The organism is Mycobacterium sp. JS623, assembly GCF_000328565.1.
Taxonomy (GTDB): domain Bacteria; phylum Actinomycetota; class Actinomycetes; order Mycobacteriales; family Mycobacteriaceae; genus Mycobacterium.
The window spans coordinates 6,300,377-6,314,957 of record NC_019966.1 but is presented as its reverse complement, the minus strand read 5'-3'; the positions used below and the strand labels follow the sequence as shown (position 1 = coordinate 6,314,957).

Here is a 14,581-nt window from a genome sequence, read left to right as displayed (position 1 = left end):
CCTCGACGTCCGTGCCAGGATGGGATCAGCCCAGCCGATTGGTGTGCCGATGGCCGGTACGGAGAAGTCCGCAGTGCGAGCGATCGCGGTGCTCGCGCTGCTGTTCGTCACCGCGTGGGCGTTGCGCGGCTATCTGCCAGGCATCGAACCCGTCGCCGATCGACAGCGGCCGTCAAGCAACCCGGCGGCACTGATCGTCGACGTGGCGTTGGTCTGCATCTCGGTCGGGATCATCGCCTTTGCGATCGTCGCGCGGCTGCGAAATCGTCAGGCGCGCCGCCCAGGACCGACGTCGCTGCCGGAGGGGCGCGGCGCCATGGGCCGCCCGACGTGGCGGCTCTCGCTCATCGCCCTTGCAGTGGTGATTGTGTGGGTGTTGCTCGTGATGGTGTTGTCGCGACTGGGGCTCGGTGCCCCAGGAGACCATTCCCCGACTGGCGCGTCGACCGTTGCGGACCCAGGCACCACACCGCCCCCCACGACCAATCCCGTTCCGCCCCAATCTAATTCAAAGGACGAACCGGCTCCTAATGTAGTCGGCTACCTCATCCCGCCAATGCTGATACTGATGGTGCTGGTCGTCTTCGGCACGGTGATCGCGTCGCGCCGGCAGCGGCAGGCCGCGACGTGGGCGGCGGACGGTCCGGTGCCCGAGACCGGCGTGCATCCGGGCGTGGCGGAATCACTCGTGCGCGCGGCCGAAGTCGGGCTTGCCGAGATCGGCGACCTCAGCCGCGAACCGCGTGAGGCGATTATCGCGTGCTACGCGGCGATGGAGCGTGAACTCACCCATGTACCAGGAGCGGCACCCTTGGATTGCGATACCCCTTCTGAAGTGTTGGCCCGCGCGGTTGGCCGCGATGCACTCAACGCCGAAAGCGCGACACGCCTCGTCGAACTGTTCGAGGAGGCCCGCTTCTCGCCGCACGTGATGAACGAGGGACACCGGGATGCCGCGGTCGACGCGCTGCGACTGGTGCTGATGGATCTGCGGAGCATGGCATGAAAAAGCTCGTGGCCGCGGGCATTTTCATCGTGGTGCTCGTCGAGGTGACGGCGATAGCCGTGCTCGACCGCGAGATCGTTCTGGTGGTCGTCGGCGCGATGGTGGCGCTGGTACTGCTGAGCCTGCGGTTCTATCTCGTGCGAGAGGGCGGCGACGACTCAGAAACGCTGACCAACGATGCGGCGGAGTCGTTGCGCCGCTGGCTGTCTCGCACCGAGACGTTGGTCAGCCGCGCGGAGTCGACGCGCAGGGATTGGGACCGCCATCTGCGGCCGATGCTGGCCAGGCAGTTCGAGCTGGCCACCGGGCACCGCCAGGCCGGGAATCATGCGGCGTTTCACGCCACCGGCACGATGCTGTTCGGGACGGAGCTATGGGGGTGGGTGGACCCGCAGAACGTATCCCGCACAGGCGAAAGCGAACCCGGCCCTGGCCGGGAGGCCCTCGATGAGATTCTGCGACGGTTGGAGCAAGTATGAGTCCCAAAGCTGGGCTGCCTGCGGCGACCACCACCGCTCACTGTGAAGCCGTGCTCGACGAGATCGGCCGGGTGGTGGTCGGCAAGCGTGCCGCGCTGTCGCTGATCCTGACCACCGTGCTCGGGGGCGGCCACGTCCTCATCGAGGATCTGCCGGGTCTCGGCAAAACGCTGATCGCGCGATCGTTCGCCGCGGCGCTTGGCCTCGAATTCACCCGCGTGCAGTTCACACCGGATCTGTTGCCTGCCGACCTGCTCGGCTCAACTGTGTACGACATGCAGTCGGGCCGTTTCGAATTCCGCCGCGGACCTATCTTCACGAACTTGCTGCTCGCCGACGAGATCAATCGGACACCGCCCAAGACCCAGGCCGCGCTGCTGGAGTCGATGGCCGAAGGCCAGGTGAGCATCGACGGTGTCACGCACAAACTGCCTGCCCCGTTCATCGTGCTGGCCACTGACAACCCGATCGAATATGAGGGCACGTATCCGCTGCCAGAGGCCCAGCTCGACCGCTTCGCGATCCGACTTGAACTGCGATACCTGTCCGAACAGGAAGAGGCGTCGATGTTGCGGCGACGGCTGGATCGCGGTTCTGCGCAGCCGACGGTCAATCAGGTGGTCGACACGCACGAGCTGCTTGCTATGCGCGAATCGGTCGAGCAGGTGACCGTGCACGACGACGTGTTGCGCTACGTGGTGTCGCTGGCGACCGCGACGCGTCAGCACCCGCAGGTGGCCGTCGGCGCCAGCCCGCGCGCCGAACTCGACCTGGTGCAGCTGGCCCGCGCCAAGGCGCTGCTGCTCGGCAGGGACTACGTGATACCCGAGGACGTCAAGTCTCTGGCCGTCCCCACCATGGCGCACCGGATCAGTCTGCGACCGGAGATGTGGGTGCGCCGCGTTCACGGGTCCGACGTTGTCGAGGAACTGCTGCGGCGGCTGCCGGTTCCGCGAACAAAGAACTGACGGCGTGCTCGAGAACCGCAGCACCGAAGTCGAGTTGCGTTGGCGCCCATCGCCTTTGACGCGCTCGCTGGTGACGTGTGCCGCGGCCGCGTTGACCGCGGCGGTGATCGGCGGCTACTGGCAGTTGGTTGCGTTCGCGGCGCCCCTCGTTGGCGTGCTGGTGTCGATCGGCTGGCAGCGCCACGCACCGAAGGTGCATGTGTACGCAGAGCCAGGCGAGCAGCGATGCTTCGAGACCGAGGCGACGCGGCTGACGGTATGGGCCAGGGTCGAAGACAGCGAAAACACCGATGTGACAGTGCATCTCACGCTCGAAACCGTTGACGGCATGCGGCTGGAAAACGTCGACCCGGTGTCGGCTGCGCGTCAGACGGCGGCTGTCACCGCCGACAAGTGGGGCCGCTATCCGCTGGTGGCTCGGGTGAATGTGGTTGCCCGCGGTGGGCTTGTCCTTGGTACCGGTGTCGTCGACGCCGCCACCGTTTATGTGTTTCCGTTGGCTCCTCCGCAGTCCACCGCGATCCCACGCACCGAACTGCTGGACCGGCTCGGCACCCACCTGACCCGACACATCGGACCGGGCGTCGAGTACGCCGATGTCCGCCGCTATGTGCCAGGTGATCAGTTGCGCACGGTCAACTGGCCAGTCAGCGCGCGGCGCGGCAGCCTGCACGTCACGGAGCGGCTGACCGACCGCGCCGCCGATGTGGTGGTGATGATCGACGCGTATCCGCAGCCGCCCGGTCCGGCCAGCGAGGCCACCGATCGCGTCGCGCGCGGTGCCGTGCAAGTCGTGCAGAGCGCGCTGCGAAGCGGTGATCGCGCCGGCGTCGTCGCGCTCGGCGGCCGCCACCCGCGCTGGCTGGGAGCCGACATCGGGCGTCGGCAGTTCTACCGGATTCTCGACGCGATGCTGACAGCGGGCGACAGCTTCGAGACCACACCCGGCACGCTGGCTCCGCGGGCCGCGCTTCCGCCAGGCGCGATCGTCGTCGCGTTCTCCACCCTGCTCGACACGGAGTTCGCGTTGGCGTTGATCGATTTGCGCAAGCGCGGCCACACGGTGGTCGCCGTCGACGTGCTGGAGGGCGCCCCGTTCGAGGAGGAGCGCGGCGGGCTGGTGGCCCGAATGTGGTCGCTGCAACGGTCGTTCATGTACCGCGATATGCGCACTATCGGCGTCGATGTGGTGTCGTGGCGCGCCGAGTCCACGCTCGATCAGGCGATGCAACTGGTGCCCGACCACCGCAGGCCTGCGCGACGAAGGGCTGCGTACACATGAGCATCCCGAAGACGACTGTGCCGGCCACCCGCGCCGTCTCGACTGCGTTTGGTCTGGTGATGGTGGCATCGGCCGCAGTCCAGGCCGACGGGCCGGCGCTGATCGCGGCCGTCGTCGCGGCGGCTGCGGTGTTGCTGAGCAGTTGGATTCGGCCGGCAGCAGCGATCGCCGTGCTGTGCACCGTCGCGGTGATCATGCTCGCCGACGCGCCGCCGCTGGTGACCGCGACAGCGGGCCTGTGCGCCGCGGCGTACCTCGTGTTGCGACACACCCCGGCGGTGAGTGCGCCGACCGTGCTCGGCGCCGTCGGGTTTACCGCGGCGGGACTGGCTGCAGTGTCGCTTCCGTTCCAGCTGCCGTGGGTACCATTGCTGGCTCCACTGGCGGTGTTAGGACTTTACGTTCTGATGACTCGTCCATTTTGGACGACGTGACCTCGACGCCGGTGTCACAGGCATCGAACAGATCGAGCAGGCTGGCCGGCCCACCGGGACCGTCGAACAGGCAGTCGTTTTTCGACCGCCATCCTCGGCATCCTGCGACGTTGTGCGGCCAGCGCATCGCGGCACGCGTGTGCTCCTTTTCCTTCACGAGCAAGTCCTGGGGGACGGCATCCCACTCCTGCGGTGAGACGACCGCTGGCAAGTCCATAGCGATTCCTCGCTTCGAATCAGTCGGCCGTTCCCGGCAAGTCATATCGGACCAAACGTTCCAATCTGCAGCGCTACAGTAGGTGGGTGCCGCCGCAAGACAGCCCAGCGACGCGGCCCAAGTTGACGTCACGCGGCGCAGCCACCCGCAACCGCATCGTCCTTGCCGCCGCCGAGCTGATGCATGTGCAGGGCGTCGCAGCCACCAAGATCGACGACGTGCTGGCGGCCAGCGCAACGAGTAAATCCCAGTTCTACCAACACTTCGACGACAAATCGGAGTTGGTGTACGAGGTCATCACGATGCGCGCCGATGAGATTCTGTCGTGGCAGCGGCTGCGACTCGAGAAGGTCGATTCGTTTCGCGGGCTCTATCAGTGGCGTGACGCGATGGTGCAACGGTGCGCGTTACGGCGCGGCCTGTGGGGTTGCGAACTCGGTTCTCTGGCTGCGGAATTGTCCGATACCGACGACAAGGCCAGGGCATCGCTGTCTGAACATTTCACCGAATGGCGGGGCCTGCTCGGCGCGGCGCTCGCGCGGATGCGAGACAACGGCGTACTCGTCGCCGATGTCGACGTGAAATCCCTTGCGACAGGACTACTTGCGGCGGTGGAAGGTGGTTACCTGCTGTCGCAGACCGGCCGTGACCCGCGGCTGATGCAGTCTGCATTGAATATGGCGATCGGCCACGTGGCGTCCTACGCGACCGACGGCACAGCAGTGCGATGACGGCCTGACCGCGGCCGGCGACATGGCCGCCAGCCGCGGTCTGGACCTGATCGACCAGTTCGGTGCTTAGTTGTCGCCGGGGACTGCCGTCGGTGCCGGCGGCGCCTTGACCGGAGGCGAGAACAAGTTGCCGCCGGTCGGGTTGATCGACTTCTCCGTCGGCGCCGGCGCAGGTGCGGGAGCCGACGTCGTCGCGCTGGTGGTAGTGGTGGTGGGCGTGGTGGTCTCCGGTGCTTTCTCGCCCTGACCACAGGCGGAGAGCGCGCCCATGGCGATGATCGCGCCCATGCCGGCGGTAGCGGCGAGGCGACGGGTGCCTAACCTCATATTGCGTCCTATCTGTATCGAGAACTGAACTATATCGTCCAAAAAACCAGGTCGTCAACGTGAAAACCGCCATCCTCGCAGACGAAGCGGTCCAACTCGGGGATACCTGTCAAGGCCTGGTCGAGATTGGCAGGAACTTACATCATTCTTATCAGCGTTCTGCCAGCCAGCGTCTCTAACGTCCTGTGCACGAAACGCTCAGTTTTTAGGAAGCACAACCACAGGTTCGGGAGGTCGCACATGAAGAAGTTCGGCGTTTACGCGATCAGCGCCGTCGGTGCGACGGCAGTGTCGATGGCGTTCTTTGGTTCCGGAGTCGCCGCGGCCGACGACTACAGCGGGCAGACATACGGCGACGCGTCGAAGGCCATCAGCGATGCGGGTAAGAAGGCCGTCATCGCCAGCCGGTCCGGGGACACGCTGTCGGACGACCAGTGCATCGTGTCGCATTCGCAGTCAGCGCCGTGGATCAAGGGTGACAACTTTTCTCCCGTCACCGACACGGTGCTGGTCTACCTGAACTGCAACGCCACCGTCGCGACCGCGAAGGATCCCGGCAACTCGGCGGCCAGCCCCGAGGGCCGGGCGGCCATTCAGAAGGCTCAGGAGGACGCGGCCAAGGCGAGCTCCGGGTCCTCCTAGCGCATCGCCTCCCGACCCGGCTGCCCAGTAGGGTGTGACCAGGCATCGACCAGGCATCCACGAAGGGGAGGGGCGCGAATGAAGCTTCAGGTGTTGCCGTACGTCACCGTCGAGATCGACGATCGGCTGCGCCGTCGGTTGCGTCGCACCGGCGAGCGGTTACGGGTCAACGTCAGGGCGTATCTGCTCAGCGCCACCGACGACGTCGACGCGGCCGGCAACAGAGTGCGAGAGCTGTGCGACAGGGCCGTCAGCCGGGTCGACTCGGTTGTCGAGCGGGTCACCGACCGGCTAGGCGCCGACGAGCCCCTGCAGCCGCGCCTACATCTGGTCGGCGGTCGAGAAGCCAGCTAGCGCGCTACGGCGTCCGCGCGCCGGCTCGGCCCCCTACGACAAACGAGCCCGCGATCACAACCAGACCGATCACCGCTACCGGAATGGCCCATGTCCGTCGGCTCGATACCGCGGACTGACACTGTTGGACATAGTCGGTGTGGGGGATGACCTGGTTGAGGATCGGCAGATTGGCGGGGTTGCTGTTATCCGCCTGCCGTGCGGCTGACTGATCGGCGGCGATCCCGTTGCCGCAACCGATGCTGCCGTTGTCCGGACCCGGCACCGAGACGGGCATGAGCAGCCCGATGACGCCGATTACCAGGACGACCGCCCCCACCAGCAAAATCAACCGTCGCAAATTCATGTGCTGTTCTATGCCCAATCGCCTGGGTTCGAAACCATCTGGACAACTCTGACGTCGGGCGCACCACACCCACATATATGTTGTTCTTGTTCGGTGTGGTGGCCGTGGCCCGGAAGGAGCGCGACGCTTTGGTAGGCCATGGTCTGACGGTGTTTCTCGCCGTGCTCGCGGCGGTGTTTCTTGCGATCGGCATCGTGGTGCGCCAGCGCGCCACGATGGACGTCCCCCAAGAGCACGGCGTCAGTTCCGTGATGTTTCTGACCCTGCTTCGCCGTCCGCTGTGGTGGGCCGGCACGGCGGCGGCGGTCGCGGGCTACGTCTTCCAGGCGTTGGCGCTCGCCAAGGGGTCGCTGCTGTTGGTTCAGCCGATTCTGGTTTCCGCGTTGCTGTTCGCATTGCCGTTGAGCGCCAGGCTTGCCCACCGACGCGTCACCCGCGGCGAATGGGTGTGGGCTGTGGTGTTGACGGTCGCGCTCGCGGTGTTCGTCGTGCTCGCCAAGACCCGCCCCGGTGACTACGAGGCGTCGCTGCCGTTGTCCGCGCTCGTGGCGGTGATCTGCATGGCCGCGGTGTGCGCGTGCGTGGTAGTCGCGACTCGCACCATGGGCTGGAAGCGCGCCGTGTTACTCGCACTCGCGGTCGGTGTGCTGTTCGGTGTCGTCGCGGTGCTGACCAAGCTGTTGATGCACGTGCTGATTCACGAAGGCGTGCGCGCATTGCTGAGCACGCCGGTGCCGTATCTGCTTGCGCTGATTGCGGTCTTCGCAACGTTCCTGCAGCAGTCGGCGTTTCACGCCGGGTCGCTGCAGACGTCGGTGCCGACGATGCTGGTGCTCGAACCGCTGATCGCCGTCTTGCTCGGCGCGATCGTGCTTGGCGAGAACTTGGACGTCAGCCACCTCGACGCCGTGCTGATCACGATCAGCACGATCGCGATGGTGTCGGCGACCATCGCGCTTGGTCGCGACGAGGGTGCTTACGAGGAACAGCTCGAGGCAGCGGTGGCGCGCCGCTCGGGCTAGTGCTGCTCGGGTTCCGTTGTCTGCTGGCTGGTTTCGTCGATCTTCACCGGACGCAGTAGTGCCCATCCGATGAACACGATCGACACACCGATCAGCACCAGGCCCACCCACCAGTTTGCGTCGGTGCCCACATAGAGGTCGACGGGGTTGTCGGTCGCGGCACTGTGGTGGTCGCCGAGCAGTCCGGGGGCGAAGCCGGCGATGGTCAGCACTACGCCGTAGATGCCCAACAGCGCGCCGATGATGTTGCGAACGTCGAATAGGTGTCGCATCAGTAGTCCCTTATCAGTGGAATCCAACTAGTGGAAAACGATGTTGAGCATGATGACCATGACCAGCGAAACGGTGGCGAGCGGAACAGGCTTGTAGTACCAGGCCTTTCCGGCGCTCTCGGGATCGGAGAAGACGTCCTTCGACGTCTCCGAGTACACCAGCCCCACCAATTCGTTGGCAGGCTTCGGAGATGTCACCATGGTGACCGCTACGCTGACGGCGATGTCGACGACGAACGCCACCGATGCTGCGACGAACGGCACACCCTGGCCGGGCAGGCTGAGCACACCGACCTTGGACAGAATGAAAATGAAGATCGCAGAAAGGGTTCCGGAGACAAGGCCGACCCAGCCCGCGGTCGATGTCATGCGCTTCCAGAACATGCCGAGGATGAACGTGGCGAACAACGGCGCATTGAAGAACCCGAACAGCGTCTGCAGGTAGTCCATCAGGTTGGAGTAACCCGCAGCGATCAACGCGGTGAAGATGGCCAGGATGGTCGCTGCGACAGTGGCGATCCGACCCACCGCGATGTAGTAGCTGTCGGGTCGGTCCTTGATGACGTAGTCCTGCCAGATGTCATAGCTGAACACGGTATTGAACGCCGAGATGTTGGCCGCCATACCGGCCATGAACGACGCAAGCAGGCCCGCGATCGCGACCCCGAGCAAGCCGTTGGGCAGGATGTCGCGGATCATCAGCAGCATCGCGTCGTTGTACGTGATGTCGCCCTTGCCAGTCGTTTTCAGCCGGATCATGTCGCCGATCGAAGCGGCGGCGATCATGCCGGGCACGATGATCACGAACGGAATGAACATCTTCGGGAACGAGCCGATGATCGGGGCGCGCCTCGCCGCCGAGATCGAACTGGACGCCATCGCGCGCTGCACTTCGACGAAGTTGGTGGTCCAGTACCCGAATGAGAGCACGAACCCGAGGCCGAACACGATGCCGATCACCGACCACACCGGGCTTGCGAAGCCGGACAATGCCGTACCGGGCCATGTGGTGAGCTGCTCGTGCGTAGTCGCGGTCACCTTGCCGTCCGTCATCGTGTCGATGACTTTGTCCCGCAAGCCATTCCAGCCGCCGATCTTGACCAGGCCGAAGATGGTCAGCGGAACCAGCGCCGCGACGATCACAAAGAACTGCAAGACCTCGTTGTAGATCGCCGCAGAAAGGCCGCCGAGCGTGATGTAGCTGAGCACCACCAGCGCCGCGACGATCAGCGACACCCACCGCGGCCAGCCGAGCAGTGCATTGATCACCGTCGCCAACAGGAACAGGTTGACGCCGGCGATGAGCACCTGCGCGGTGGCGAAACTGATCGCGTTCACCAAATGGGCGCCTGGGCCGAACCGCCGCCGCATGAACTCGGGCACGCTTCGCACCTTGGAGCCGTAGTAGAACGGCATCATCACCACACCGAGGAACAGCATGGCCGGGATCGCGCCGATCCAGTAGTAGTGCATGGTCGACAGTCCGACCTGAGCACCGTTGGCGGACATGCCCATGATCTCGACGGCGCCGAGGTTCGCCGAGATGAATGCCAGGCCGGTCACCCAGGCGGGCAGTCGGCGGCCGGAGAGGAAGAAGTCCAGGCTTGTCGAGATCTGGCTTCGGGCGATGAAGCCAATGCCGAGGACGAACACGAAGTAAATCGCGACGAGCACGTAGTCGAGCCAGCCGAGGTTGAGGCGCAGCACGTTCTCTGTCATCTGGTAGTCATCAACTCCTTAGTGGGAGCGGAGCAAGCACATGATCGGTCACAAACAACCAGAAACTAACAGGACGAACCCAGCAAACTGGGCCAAATCAAGAATTTTTGTTTGATATTGTGCGTTCCCATGCTCGCCGCCGAACGCCGATATGCGATCTTGCGGGCGTTGAACGCCGACGGTGCGGTCCGGGTCGCCGACCTGGCCGCCGAGCTCGACGTGTCCGAGATGACCGTGCGCCGCGACCTCGACGCGTTGGACGCGCAGAATCTGTTGCGCAAGGTGCACGGCGGCGCGGTAACCCGGCACAACCGCGGCGAAGAACCGTGGTCGTCGGTCAAGGCCGGTCAGCAGCGCGCGGAGAAGGCGGCCATCGCCGCGGTGGCGGCGGAGACCGTCGAGGACGGCATGACGATCGCGATCAGCGCCGGCACCACCACGACCGAGTTGGCGCGCAGGCTGCGGAGCAGGCCTTCGATCACGGTGGTGACGAATTCCCTGAGCGTTTTCGAGGTACTTACCGATCCCGGCGCCGACCCCACCGACGCGCCGCAGGTGTATCTGTCAGGCGGAGTCCGAACCCCCTCTGATGCGCTCGTCGGCCCCGTCGCCGAGGCCGCGCTCGGCTCCTTCCGGGTCGACGGCACGTATCTCGGCGTGCACGGCTTCGATCCGGAAGCCGGACTGACAACACCGAATATCGCTGAGGCACAGACGAACCGGACAATGATCGGCATCGGCGCGCAGCTGACGGTGCTCGCCGATCACACCAAGTACCGCGAAGTGGGGACAAACGTGTTCGCACGCATGCGTCGGGTTGACAACCTGATCGTCGACGACGGCTTGGACATTGTCGACCGCGGCATCATCGAAGAACACGTCGGACGGCTGACCATTGCCACGGTGCAGCCGTGACCGACCCGACGAGGTGGCCGCTGGCCGACGGCCGCGAGCTGTTGATGTTCGCGCTGCCCGGGCACACCCCGGCGCCGGTGCCCGACCGACGCCCGCTGCCCCCGCGCTCAGATCAGCAGTCGCAGTTGCGATTCGACCGCCAGACCGGGCAATGGGTGATCATCGCGGCTCTGCGCCAAGACCGCACCTACAAGCCGCCCCCGGACCAATGCCCGCTGTGCCCGGGCCCCACCGGCCTGATCAGTGAGATCCCCGCGGCCTCCTACGACGTCGCGGTCTTCGAGAACCGGTTCCCCAGTCTGTCCGGCGCGGGCAGTGCTGCCTTCCATCTTCCGTTCCCTGACGGCGATCTTTTCCAGTCCGCCCCGGGCCACGGTCGATGCGAAGTCATCTGCTTCTCGAGCGACCACACCGGCTCGTTCGGTCAGCTCTCGCCGCAGCATGCGCGCCTCGTCGTCGACGCGTGGCGGCACCGCACCGCGGATCTGATGGCGCGCCCGGGCATCGCGAACGTGTTCTGCTTCGAGAACCGCGGCGAGGAGATCGGGGTGACGTTGACCCACCCGCACGGTCAGATCTACGGCTATCCATATCTGCCGCCGCGCGCGGCGGAGATGCTGCGAGAGGCCCGCGCGTATGCCGACCGCACCGGTGGCAACCTGTTCACCGACATCCTCGCCCGCGAAGTTGCCGACGGCAGCCGCATCATCGCCGGCACCGAATTGTTCACCGCGTTCGTGCCCTTCGCCGCGCGGTGGCCGGTGGAGGTGCACATCTACCCGAACCGGTTCGTACACAACCTGGTCGACCTGACCGACGAGGAGCGTGACGGCTTCGCGCAGATCTACCTAGACGTGCTGAAGCGGTTCGATCGCATGTATCCGACTGCGCTGCCGTATATTTCGGCGCTGCATCAATACTCCAGCTCCGGCGAGCAGCGTGAGGGATACTTCCATGTCGAGCTGATGTCGGTACGGCGCAGCGCGACCAAACTGAAGTTCTTGGCCGGCTCCGAGTCCGCGATGGACGCGTTCATCAGCGACGTGACGCCCGAAAGCGTGGCCGAGCGACTGCGGCAGCTGGCATGAGCGCGATTCGGTACGTGGCGCCTGGCCGGATCAACTTGATCGGTGAACACACCGACTACAACCTGGGTTTCGCGCTTCCGATCGCGCTACCCGAACGCACGGTGGTCACCTACACACCCGAGGACGACACGGCAATTGCGGTGCACAGTGACCGAGAAGACCGCGACGTGTCGATCCCGCTCGACACCGCTCCAGGAGATGTTGCGGGCTGGGCCGGTTACGTCGCGGGGGTGATCTGGGCGTTGCACGACGCGGGCCATCGCATCCGGGGCGGGACGATGTCGATCACGAGCGACGTCGAAATGGGTTCCGGTGTCTCGTCTTCGGCCGCACTGGAGTGCGCGGTGATCGGCGCATTGACGGCCGGTGCCGACGTGCAGCTCGATCGGATCGAGCTCGCCCGCCTTGCCCAGCGGGCCGAGAACGACTACGTCGGCGCGCCGACCGGGATGATGGACCAACTGGCGTCGTTGTGCGGCGAACCGCGCAAGGCCTTGATGATCGACTTTCGTGAGCCGACTGTCGAACCCGTGGCGTTCGATCCGGACGCAGCCAACGTCGCGTTGCTGCTGATCAATTCGCGGGCGCCGCATCAACATGCCGGCGGAGAGTACGCGTCGCGCCGGGCGTCATGCGAACGTGCGGCAGCTGATTTGGGTGTGTCGTCGCTACGCGAGGTCCAGGATCGCGGCGTGGCCGTACTCGCCGGCGTCGCGGATCCGGTTGATGCCCGCCGCGCCCGACACATCCTGACCGACAACCAACGGGTGCTCGATGTCGTTGCAGCGCTTGAAGACTCCGACTTCACGACGATCGGTCAGCTGTTCAACGCGTCGCAAGCGTCCATGCGCGACGACTTCGAAATCACCACCGAACATATCGATCTGATCGCCGACACCGCGGTGGCAGCGGGCGCGCTTGGCGCCAGGATGACCGGCGGCGGCTTCGGCGGATGTGTGATCGCGCTGGCGCCGGCCGCGCAGTCCGACCACATCGCCGACGCCATCAGAAGAGCGGTCGCCGACGCCGGCTACAACGCTCCGACGATCGTCCGCACCAGCGCAGGCCCCGGCGCTCACCTATTGCGGTAGTGGGGCTTCCGAGAGTGCGGCCCACATCAACCGGGCAGCCTCGCGGGTGCGCTCGTCTGGTGTGATCGGCGTTCCGGTGTCGGGCTGCTCGGCGGGCGCGCCACTGATGTGCTCGAGGAGCGCGACGGCCAGTTCCCTCAGCTTCACGTTGAACTCCTGGCTACCGCGGCGCAGCATCTGCCATGCATGGTCGGCGTCGCAACGCACCAGGCCCATGAGCGCACCCTTGGCCTGTTCGATCGCGCCGCGCGACTGCAGAACCGTGATGATGTCGGCGATCGCCGACGCGTTCTCCGCCGCCGTGGTGATCAGCGCCGCAGAGATGAGCTGTTCATAGTTGATCAGGCTGGCCACCGTCGCCGCGCCGGCCGGCTGGGACAGCGTGCAGCAGACGACGACCGTCGCATCGTCGGCCCACACACCCGGCACGGCGGCGGCGCCGTGCACCTGTTCCCAGATCGATTCATGTTGTGGCGCACGGTCGTTCATCGTGGCCACGGTCAGCCCTGGCCAGCGGTCGTCGGTCCACAGGTCGAGGCTCAGCACCGGCACCTGATACGCATGGGCATCAGGAACCGGACCGCCGATTCCTGCGAGCTGCGCTTCGGCGATGTCGGCACCGACACCGATCGCGGCGAGCACGGACGGCACCTCGCCGGCGCGCTTGTCGTGCACAGTGATCGCCAACCCGACCGCATCGAGGTGATCGGACTGTATCCGCTCCAAGATGCGATGCAGCAGCGCCATCAACTGCGGGTGCTGGCGCGGTTGAAAGTGGGTCGGGGCCATGTGTGATCGCGGGGTCAGTCTCGGGTGACCACGGTCGCGACGCGGTCGAGGCCGGAGATGTTCAGCAGCGTGATGATCGGTCCTGTGGCGGGCACGATCAACCCGAGCTTGGTCGTCGCGGCGACGGCGAACAACGCCCGCACGGCCGCGCTGTCGCAGTAGGTCACCTCCGAGAGGTCGACCGTGATGGCGTCGGCATCGGCGGCAGCGCGGTTGAGCACATCGGAGAACTCGTTGACGTTGGCCAGGTCGATGTCTCCCGACGCGGTGACGACCGGCGGTTGCTCGGCCTCGGCGGCGGACAACTGGAACTGACTGTTCGTCATGCCTTGAGCTCCTTGCGCATTTCCACCGTGGTTCCGTGCGGGGTTGGCGTGATCGTGACTGTGTCGACGAGGGCCCTCATCAACCTGCTGCCGTGGCCGCGATGGCCCTGCGGGCTCGGCGGCGGCGCATGCCAGCGGCCGTTGTCCTTGACGGTCAACGCCAGACCCGTGTCCGTGGCCCGTGCCGTGACTTCCACGACGACGTTGCGGGCAGCGCCGCGCACAGCGTGCTCGACGGCATTGGAAGCGGCCTCGCCAACGGCGAGCAGCACCTCTGCGGCGGCCGAGGCATTGACTGCCGCGGTCGGCAACCACCTGCTCAGGTGGGCGCGGATGACGGCCAGACTCGCGGGGATCGCTGGTAGCAGGATGCGCATCGGCGCGGGCTCACGCGCGTCGGCACTGGACACCCCGAAGTTCTCGGTCATCAGCACCTCCGGGACGTCGGGCAGCAGGCCCAGTGATGGCCCGCTTGAACGCATGCGAGATTCCTCGCACCGTCTGCCTCGCCTCGACAGCCGCAAATTGCCGTAGTTGTCATATCACGTGAACCGTCACGGTGTGCATGACATG

The 14,581-nt window shown here is 65.6% G+C and carries 19 protein-coding genes; 12 read left to right on the top strand and 7 right to left on the bottom strand.

The features are described 5' to 3' along the window. Nucleotides 1–49 precede the first annotated feature (49 nt). The 6 genes from MYCSM_RS30700 (at nt 50) to MYCSM_RS30675 (ending at nt 5,117) form a co-directional block, all read left to right on the top strand. Entirely contained in the window at nt 50–1,006 is a 957-nt protein-coding gene (locus MYCSM_RS30700) for a DUF4129 domain-containing protein (protein WP_015310086.1), read from the top strand. Further along, complete coding sequence (locus MYCSM_RS30695) at nt 1,003–1,485, top strand: hypothetical protein (RefSeq protein WP_015310085.1); 483 nt, start codon at nt 1,003–1,005, stop codon at nt 1,483–1,485. Before MYCSM_RS30700 ends, MYCSM_RS30695 begins: the two co-directional genes overlap by 4 nt. Beyond that, nucleotides 1,482–2,453 carry an AAA family ATPase gene (locus MYCSM_RS30690; RefSeq protein ID WP_015310084.1) on the top strand — a complete coding sequence of 324 codons (972 nt, stop codon included), beginning with the start codon at nt 1,482–1,484 and terminating at the stop codon, nt 2,451–2,453. The genes MYCSM_RS30695 and MYCSM_RS30690 overlap by 4 nt, the downstream gene beginning before the upstream one ends. Nucleotides 2,454–2,457: 4 nt before the next feature. Further along, nucleotides 2,458–3,735: a DUF58 domain-containing protein gene (locus tag MYCSM_RS30685; protein WP_015310083.1), complete on the top strand. Its 1,278-nt coding sequence runs from the start codon at nt 2,458–2,460 to the stop codon at nt 3,733–3,735. Then, nucleotides 3,732–4,169: a hypothetical protein gene (locus MYCSM_RS30680; protein ID WP_015310082.1), complete on the top strand. Its 438-nt coding sequence runs from the start codon at nt 3,732–3,734 to the stop codon at nt 4,167–4,169. Before MYCSM_RS30685 ends, MYCSM_RS30680 begins: the two co-directional genes overlap by 4 nt. A 303-nt stretch (nt 4,170–4,472) precedes the next feature. Then, a complete protein-coding gene (locus MYCSM_RS30675; RefSeq protein WP_015310080.1) occupies nt 4,473–5,117 on the top strand; it encodes a TetR/AcrR family transcriptional regulator in 645 nt (214 codons plus the stop codon). 66 nt (nt 5,118–5,183) lie between these two features. Here the strand turns inward: MYCSM_RS30675 and MYCSM_RS30670 are convergent, their stop codons facing one another. Next, complete coding sequence (locus MYCSM_RS30670) at nt 5,184–5,444, bottom strand: hypothetical protein (protein ID WP_015310079.1); 261 nt, start codon at nt 5,442–5,444, stop codon at nt 5,184–5,186. A 240-nt stretch (nt 5,445–5,684) separates the two neighbouring features. Here MYCSM_RS30670 and MYCSM_RS30665 point away from each other — a divergent pair, with 240 nt between their 5' ends. Together MYCSM_RS30665 and MYCSM_RS30660 are read left to right on the top strand one after the other, a co-directional pair. Beyond that, the gene (locus tag MYCSM_RS30665) at nt 5,685–6,086 is read left to right on the top strand and encodes a hypothetical protein (RefSeq protein WP_015310078.1); all 402 of its coding nucleotides are present in this window, start codon (nt 5,685–5,687) and stop codon (nt 6,084–6,086) included. A gap of 78 nt (nt 6,087–6,164) precedes the next feature. Then, nucleotides 6,165–6,440, top strand: a complete 276-nt coding sequence (locus tag MYCSM_RS30660) for a hypothetical protein (RefSeq protein ID WP_015310077.1) — start codon at nt 6,165–6,167, stop codon at nt 6,438–6,440. 4 nt (nt 6,441–6,444) lie between these two features. On the opposite strand, the gene MYCSM_RS30655 is transcribed toward MYCSM_RS30660, so the two are convergent. Beyond that, complete coding sequence (locus MYCSM_RS30655; RefSeq protein ID WP_015310076.1) at nt 6,445–6,786, bottom strand: hypothetical protein; 342 nt, start codon at nt 6,784–6,786, stop codon at nt 6,445–6,447. A gap of 128 nt (nt 6,787–6,914) precedes the next feature. Between MYCSM_RS30655 and MYCSM_RS30650 the strand changes: the two genes are divergently transcribed. After that, entirely contained in the window at nt 6,915–7,808 is an 894-nt protein-coding gene (locus MYCSM_RS30650; protein WP_198345134.1) for a DMT family transporter, read from the top strand. Here the strand turns inward: MYCSM_RS30650 and MYCSM_RS30645 are convergent. Next, the gene (locus MYCSM_RS30645; RefSeq protein ID WP_015310074.1) at nt 7,805–8,080 is read right to left on the bottom strand and encodes a hypothetical protein; all 276 of its coding nucleotides are present in this window, start codon (nt 8,078–8,080) and stop codon (nt 7,805–7,807) included. The two genes, MYCSM_RS30650 and MYCSM_RS30645, sit on opposite strands and share 4 nt — an antisense overlap. A gap of 27 nt (nt 8,081–8,107) precedes the next feature. Continuing rightward, on the bottom strand, nt 8,108–9,799 hold the full coding sequence (locus MYCSM_RS30640; protein WP_015310073.1) for a sodium:solute symporter family protein: 1,692 nt from the start codon (nt 9,797–9,799) through the stop codon (nt 8,108–8,110). Between the two features lie 129 nt (nt 9,800–9,928). On the opposite strand from MYCSM_RS30640, the gene MYCSM_RS30635 reads away from it, so the two are divergent. Genes MYCSM_RS30635 through MYCSM_RS30625 form a run of 3 tightly spaced genes read left to right on the top strand, consistent with a single transcriptional unit; the run spans nt 9,929 to nt 12,893 of the window. Further along, nucleotides 9,929–10,714 carry a DeoR/GlpR family DNA-binding transcription regulator gene (locus MYCSM_RS30635; RefSeq protein ID WP_015310072.1) on the top strand — a complete coding sequence of 262 codons (786 nt, stop codon included), beginning with the start codon at nt 9,929–9,931 and terminating at the stop codon, nt 10,712–10,714. Nucleotides 10,715–10,758: 44 nt separating this feature from the next. Next, the gene (gene galT / locus MYCSM_RS30630) at nt 10,759–11,802 is read left to right on the top strand and encodes a galactose-1-phosphate uridylyltransferase (RefSeq protein WP_083906442.1); all 1,044 of its coding nucleotides are present in this window, start codon (nt 10,759–10,761) and stop codon (nt 11,800–11,802) included. Then, nucleotides 11,799–12,893, top strand: a complete 1,095-nt coding sequence (locus MYCSM_RS30625) for a galactokinase (protein ID WP_015310070.1) — start codon at nt 11,799–11,801, stop codon at nt 12,891–12,893. The genes galT and MYCSM_RS30625 overlap by 4 nt, the downstream gene beginning before the upstream one ends. On the opposite strand, the gene MYCSM_RS30620 is transcribed toward MYCSM_RS30625, so the two are convergent. From MYCSM_RS30620 to MYCSM_RS30610, 3 genes are read right to left on the bottom strand one after another with little or no spacing between them, the layout of a single operon-like run. Further along, a complete protein-coding gene (locus MYCSM_RS30620) occupies nt 12,882–13,682 on the bottom strand; it encodes an ANTAR domain-containing protein (RefSeq protein ID WP_015310069.1) in 801 nt (266 codons plus the stop codon). The two genes, MYCSM_RS30625 and MYCSM_RS30620, sit on opposite strands and share 12 nt — an antisense overlap. Before the next feature lie 14 nt (nt 13,683–13,696). Then, a complete protein-coding gene (locus tag MYCSM_RS30615; RefSeq protein WP_015310068.1) occupies nt 13,697–14,008 on the bottom strand; it encodes an STAS domain-containing protein in 312 nt (103 codons plus the stop codon). After that, nucleotides 14,005–14,490, bottom strand: a complete 486-nt coding sequence (locus tag MYCSM_RS30610) for an ATP-binding protein (protein WP_041312878.1) — start codon at nt 14,488–14,490, stop codon at nt 14,005–14,007. Before MYCSM_RS30610 ends, MYCSM_RS30615 begins: the two co-directional genes overlap by 4 nt. Nucleotides 14,491–14,581 lie beyond the last annotated feature (91 nt).

Coding starts and splice junctions, on each gene's coding strand:
- MYCSM_RS30660 (WP_015310077.1), top strand. CDS start 6,165: ATGAAGCTTCAGGTGTTGCCGTACGTCACCGTCGAGATCGACGATCGG.
- MYCSM_RS30690 (WP_015310084.1), top strand. CDS start 1,482: ATGAGTCCCAAAGCTGGGCTGCCTGCGGCGACCACCACCGCTCACTGT.
- MYCSM_RS30620 (WP_015310069.1), bottom strand. CDS start 13,682: ATGGCCCCGACCCACTTTCAACCGCGCCAGCACCCGCAGTTGATGGCG.
- MYCSM_RS30665 (WP_015310078.1), top strand. CDS start 5,685: ATGAAGAAGTTCGGCGTTTACGCGATCAGCGCCGTCGGTGCGACGGCA.
- MYCSM_RS30615 (WP_015310068.1), bottom strand. CDS start 14,008: ATGACGAACAGTCAGTTCCAGTTGTCCGCCGCCGAGGCCGAGCAACCG.
- MYCSM_RS30625 (WP_015310070.1), top strand. CDS start 11,799: ATGAGCGCGATTCGGTACGTGGCGCCTGGCCGGATCAACTTGATCGGT.
- MYCSM_RS30700 (WP_015310086.1), top strand. CDS start 50: ATGGCCGGTACGGAGAAGTCCGCAGTGCGAGCGATCGCGGTGCTCGCG.
- MYCSM_RS30610 (WP_041312878.1), bottom strand. CDS start 14,490: ATGCGTTCAAGCGGGCCATCACTGGGCCTGCTGCCCGACGTCCCGGAG.
- MYCSM_RS30695 (WP_015310085.1), top strand. CDS start 1,003: ATGAAAAAGCTCGTGGCCGCGGGCATTTTCATCGTGGTGCTCGTCGAG.
- MYCSM_RS30640 (WP_015310073.1), bottom strand. CDS start 9,799: ATGACAGAGAACGTGCTGCGCCTCAACCTCGGCTGGCTCGACTACGTG.
- galT (WP_083906442.1), top strand. CDS start 10,759: ATGTTCGCGCTGCCCGGGCACACCCCGGCGCCGGTGCCCGACCGACGC.
- MYCSM_RS30645 (WP_015310074.1), bottom strand. CDS start 8,080: ATGCGACACCTATTCGACGTTCGCAACATCATCGGCGCGCTGTTGGGC.
- MYCSM_RS30655 (WP_015310076.1), bottom strand. CDS start 6,786: ATGAATTTGCGACGGTTGATTTTGCTGGTGGGGGCGGTCGTCCTGGTA.
- MYCSM_RS30670 (WP_015310079.1), bottom strand. CDS start 5,444: ATGAGGTTAGGCACCCGTCGCCTCGCCGCTACCGCCGGCATGGGCGCG.
- MYCSM_RS30635 (WP_015310072.1), top strand. CDS start 9,929: ATGCTCGCCGCCGAACGCCGATATGCGATCTTGCGGGCGTTGAACGCC.
- MYCSM_RS30680 (WP_015310082.1), top strand. CDS start 3,732: ATGAGCATCCCGAAGACGACTGTGCCGGCCACCCGCGCCGTCTCGACT.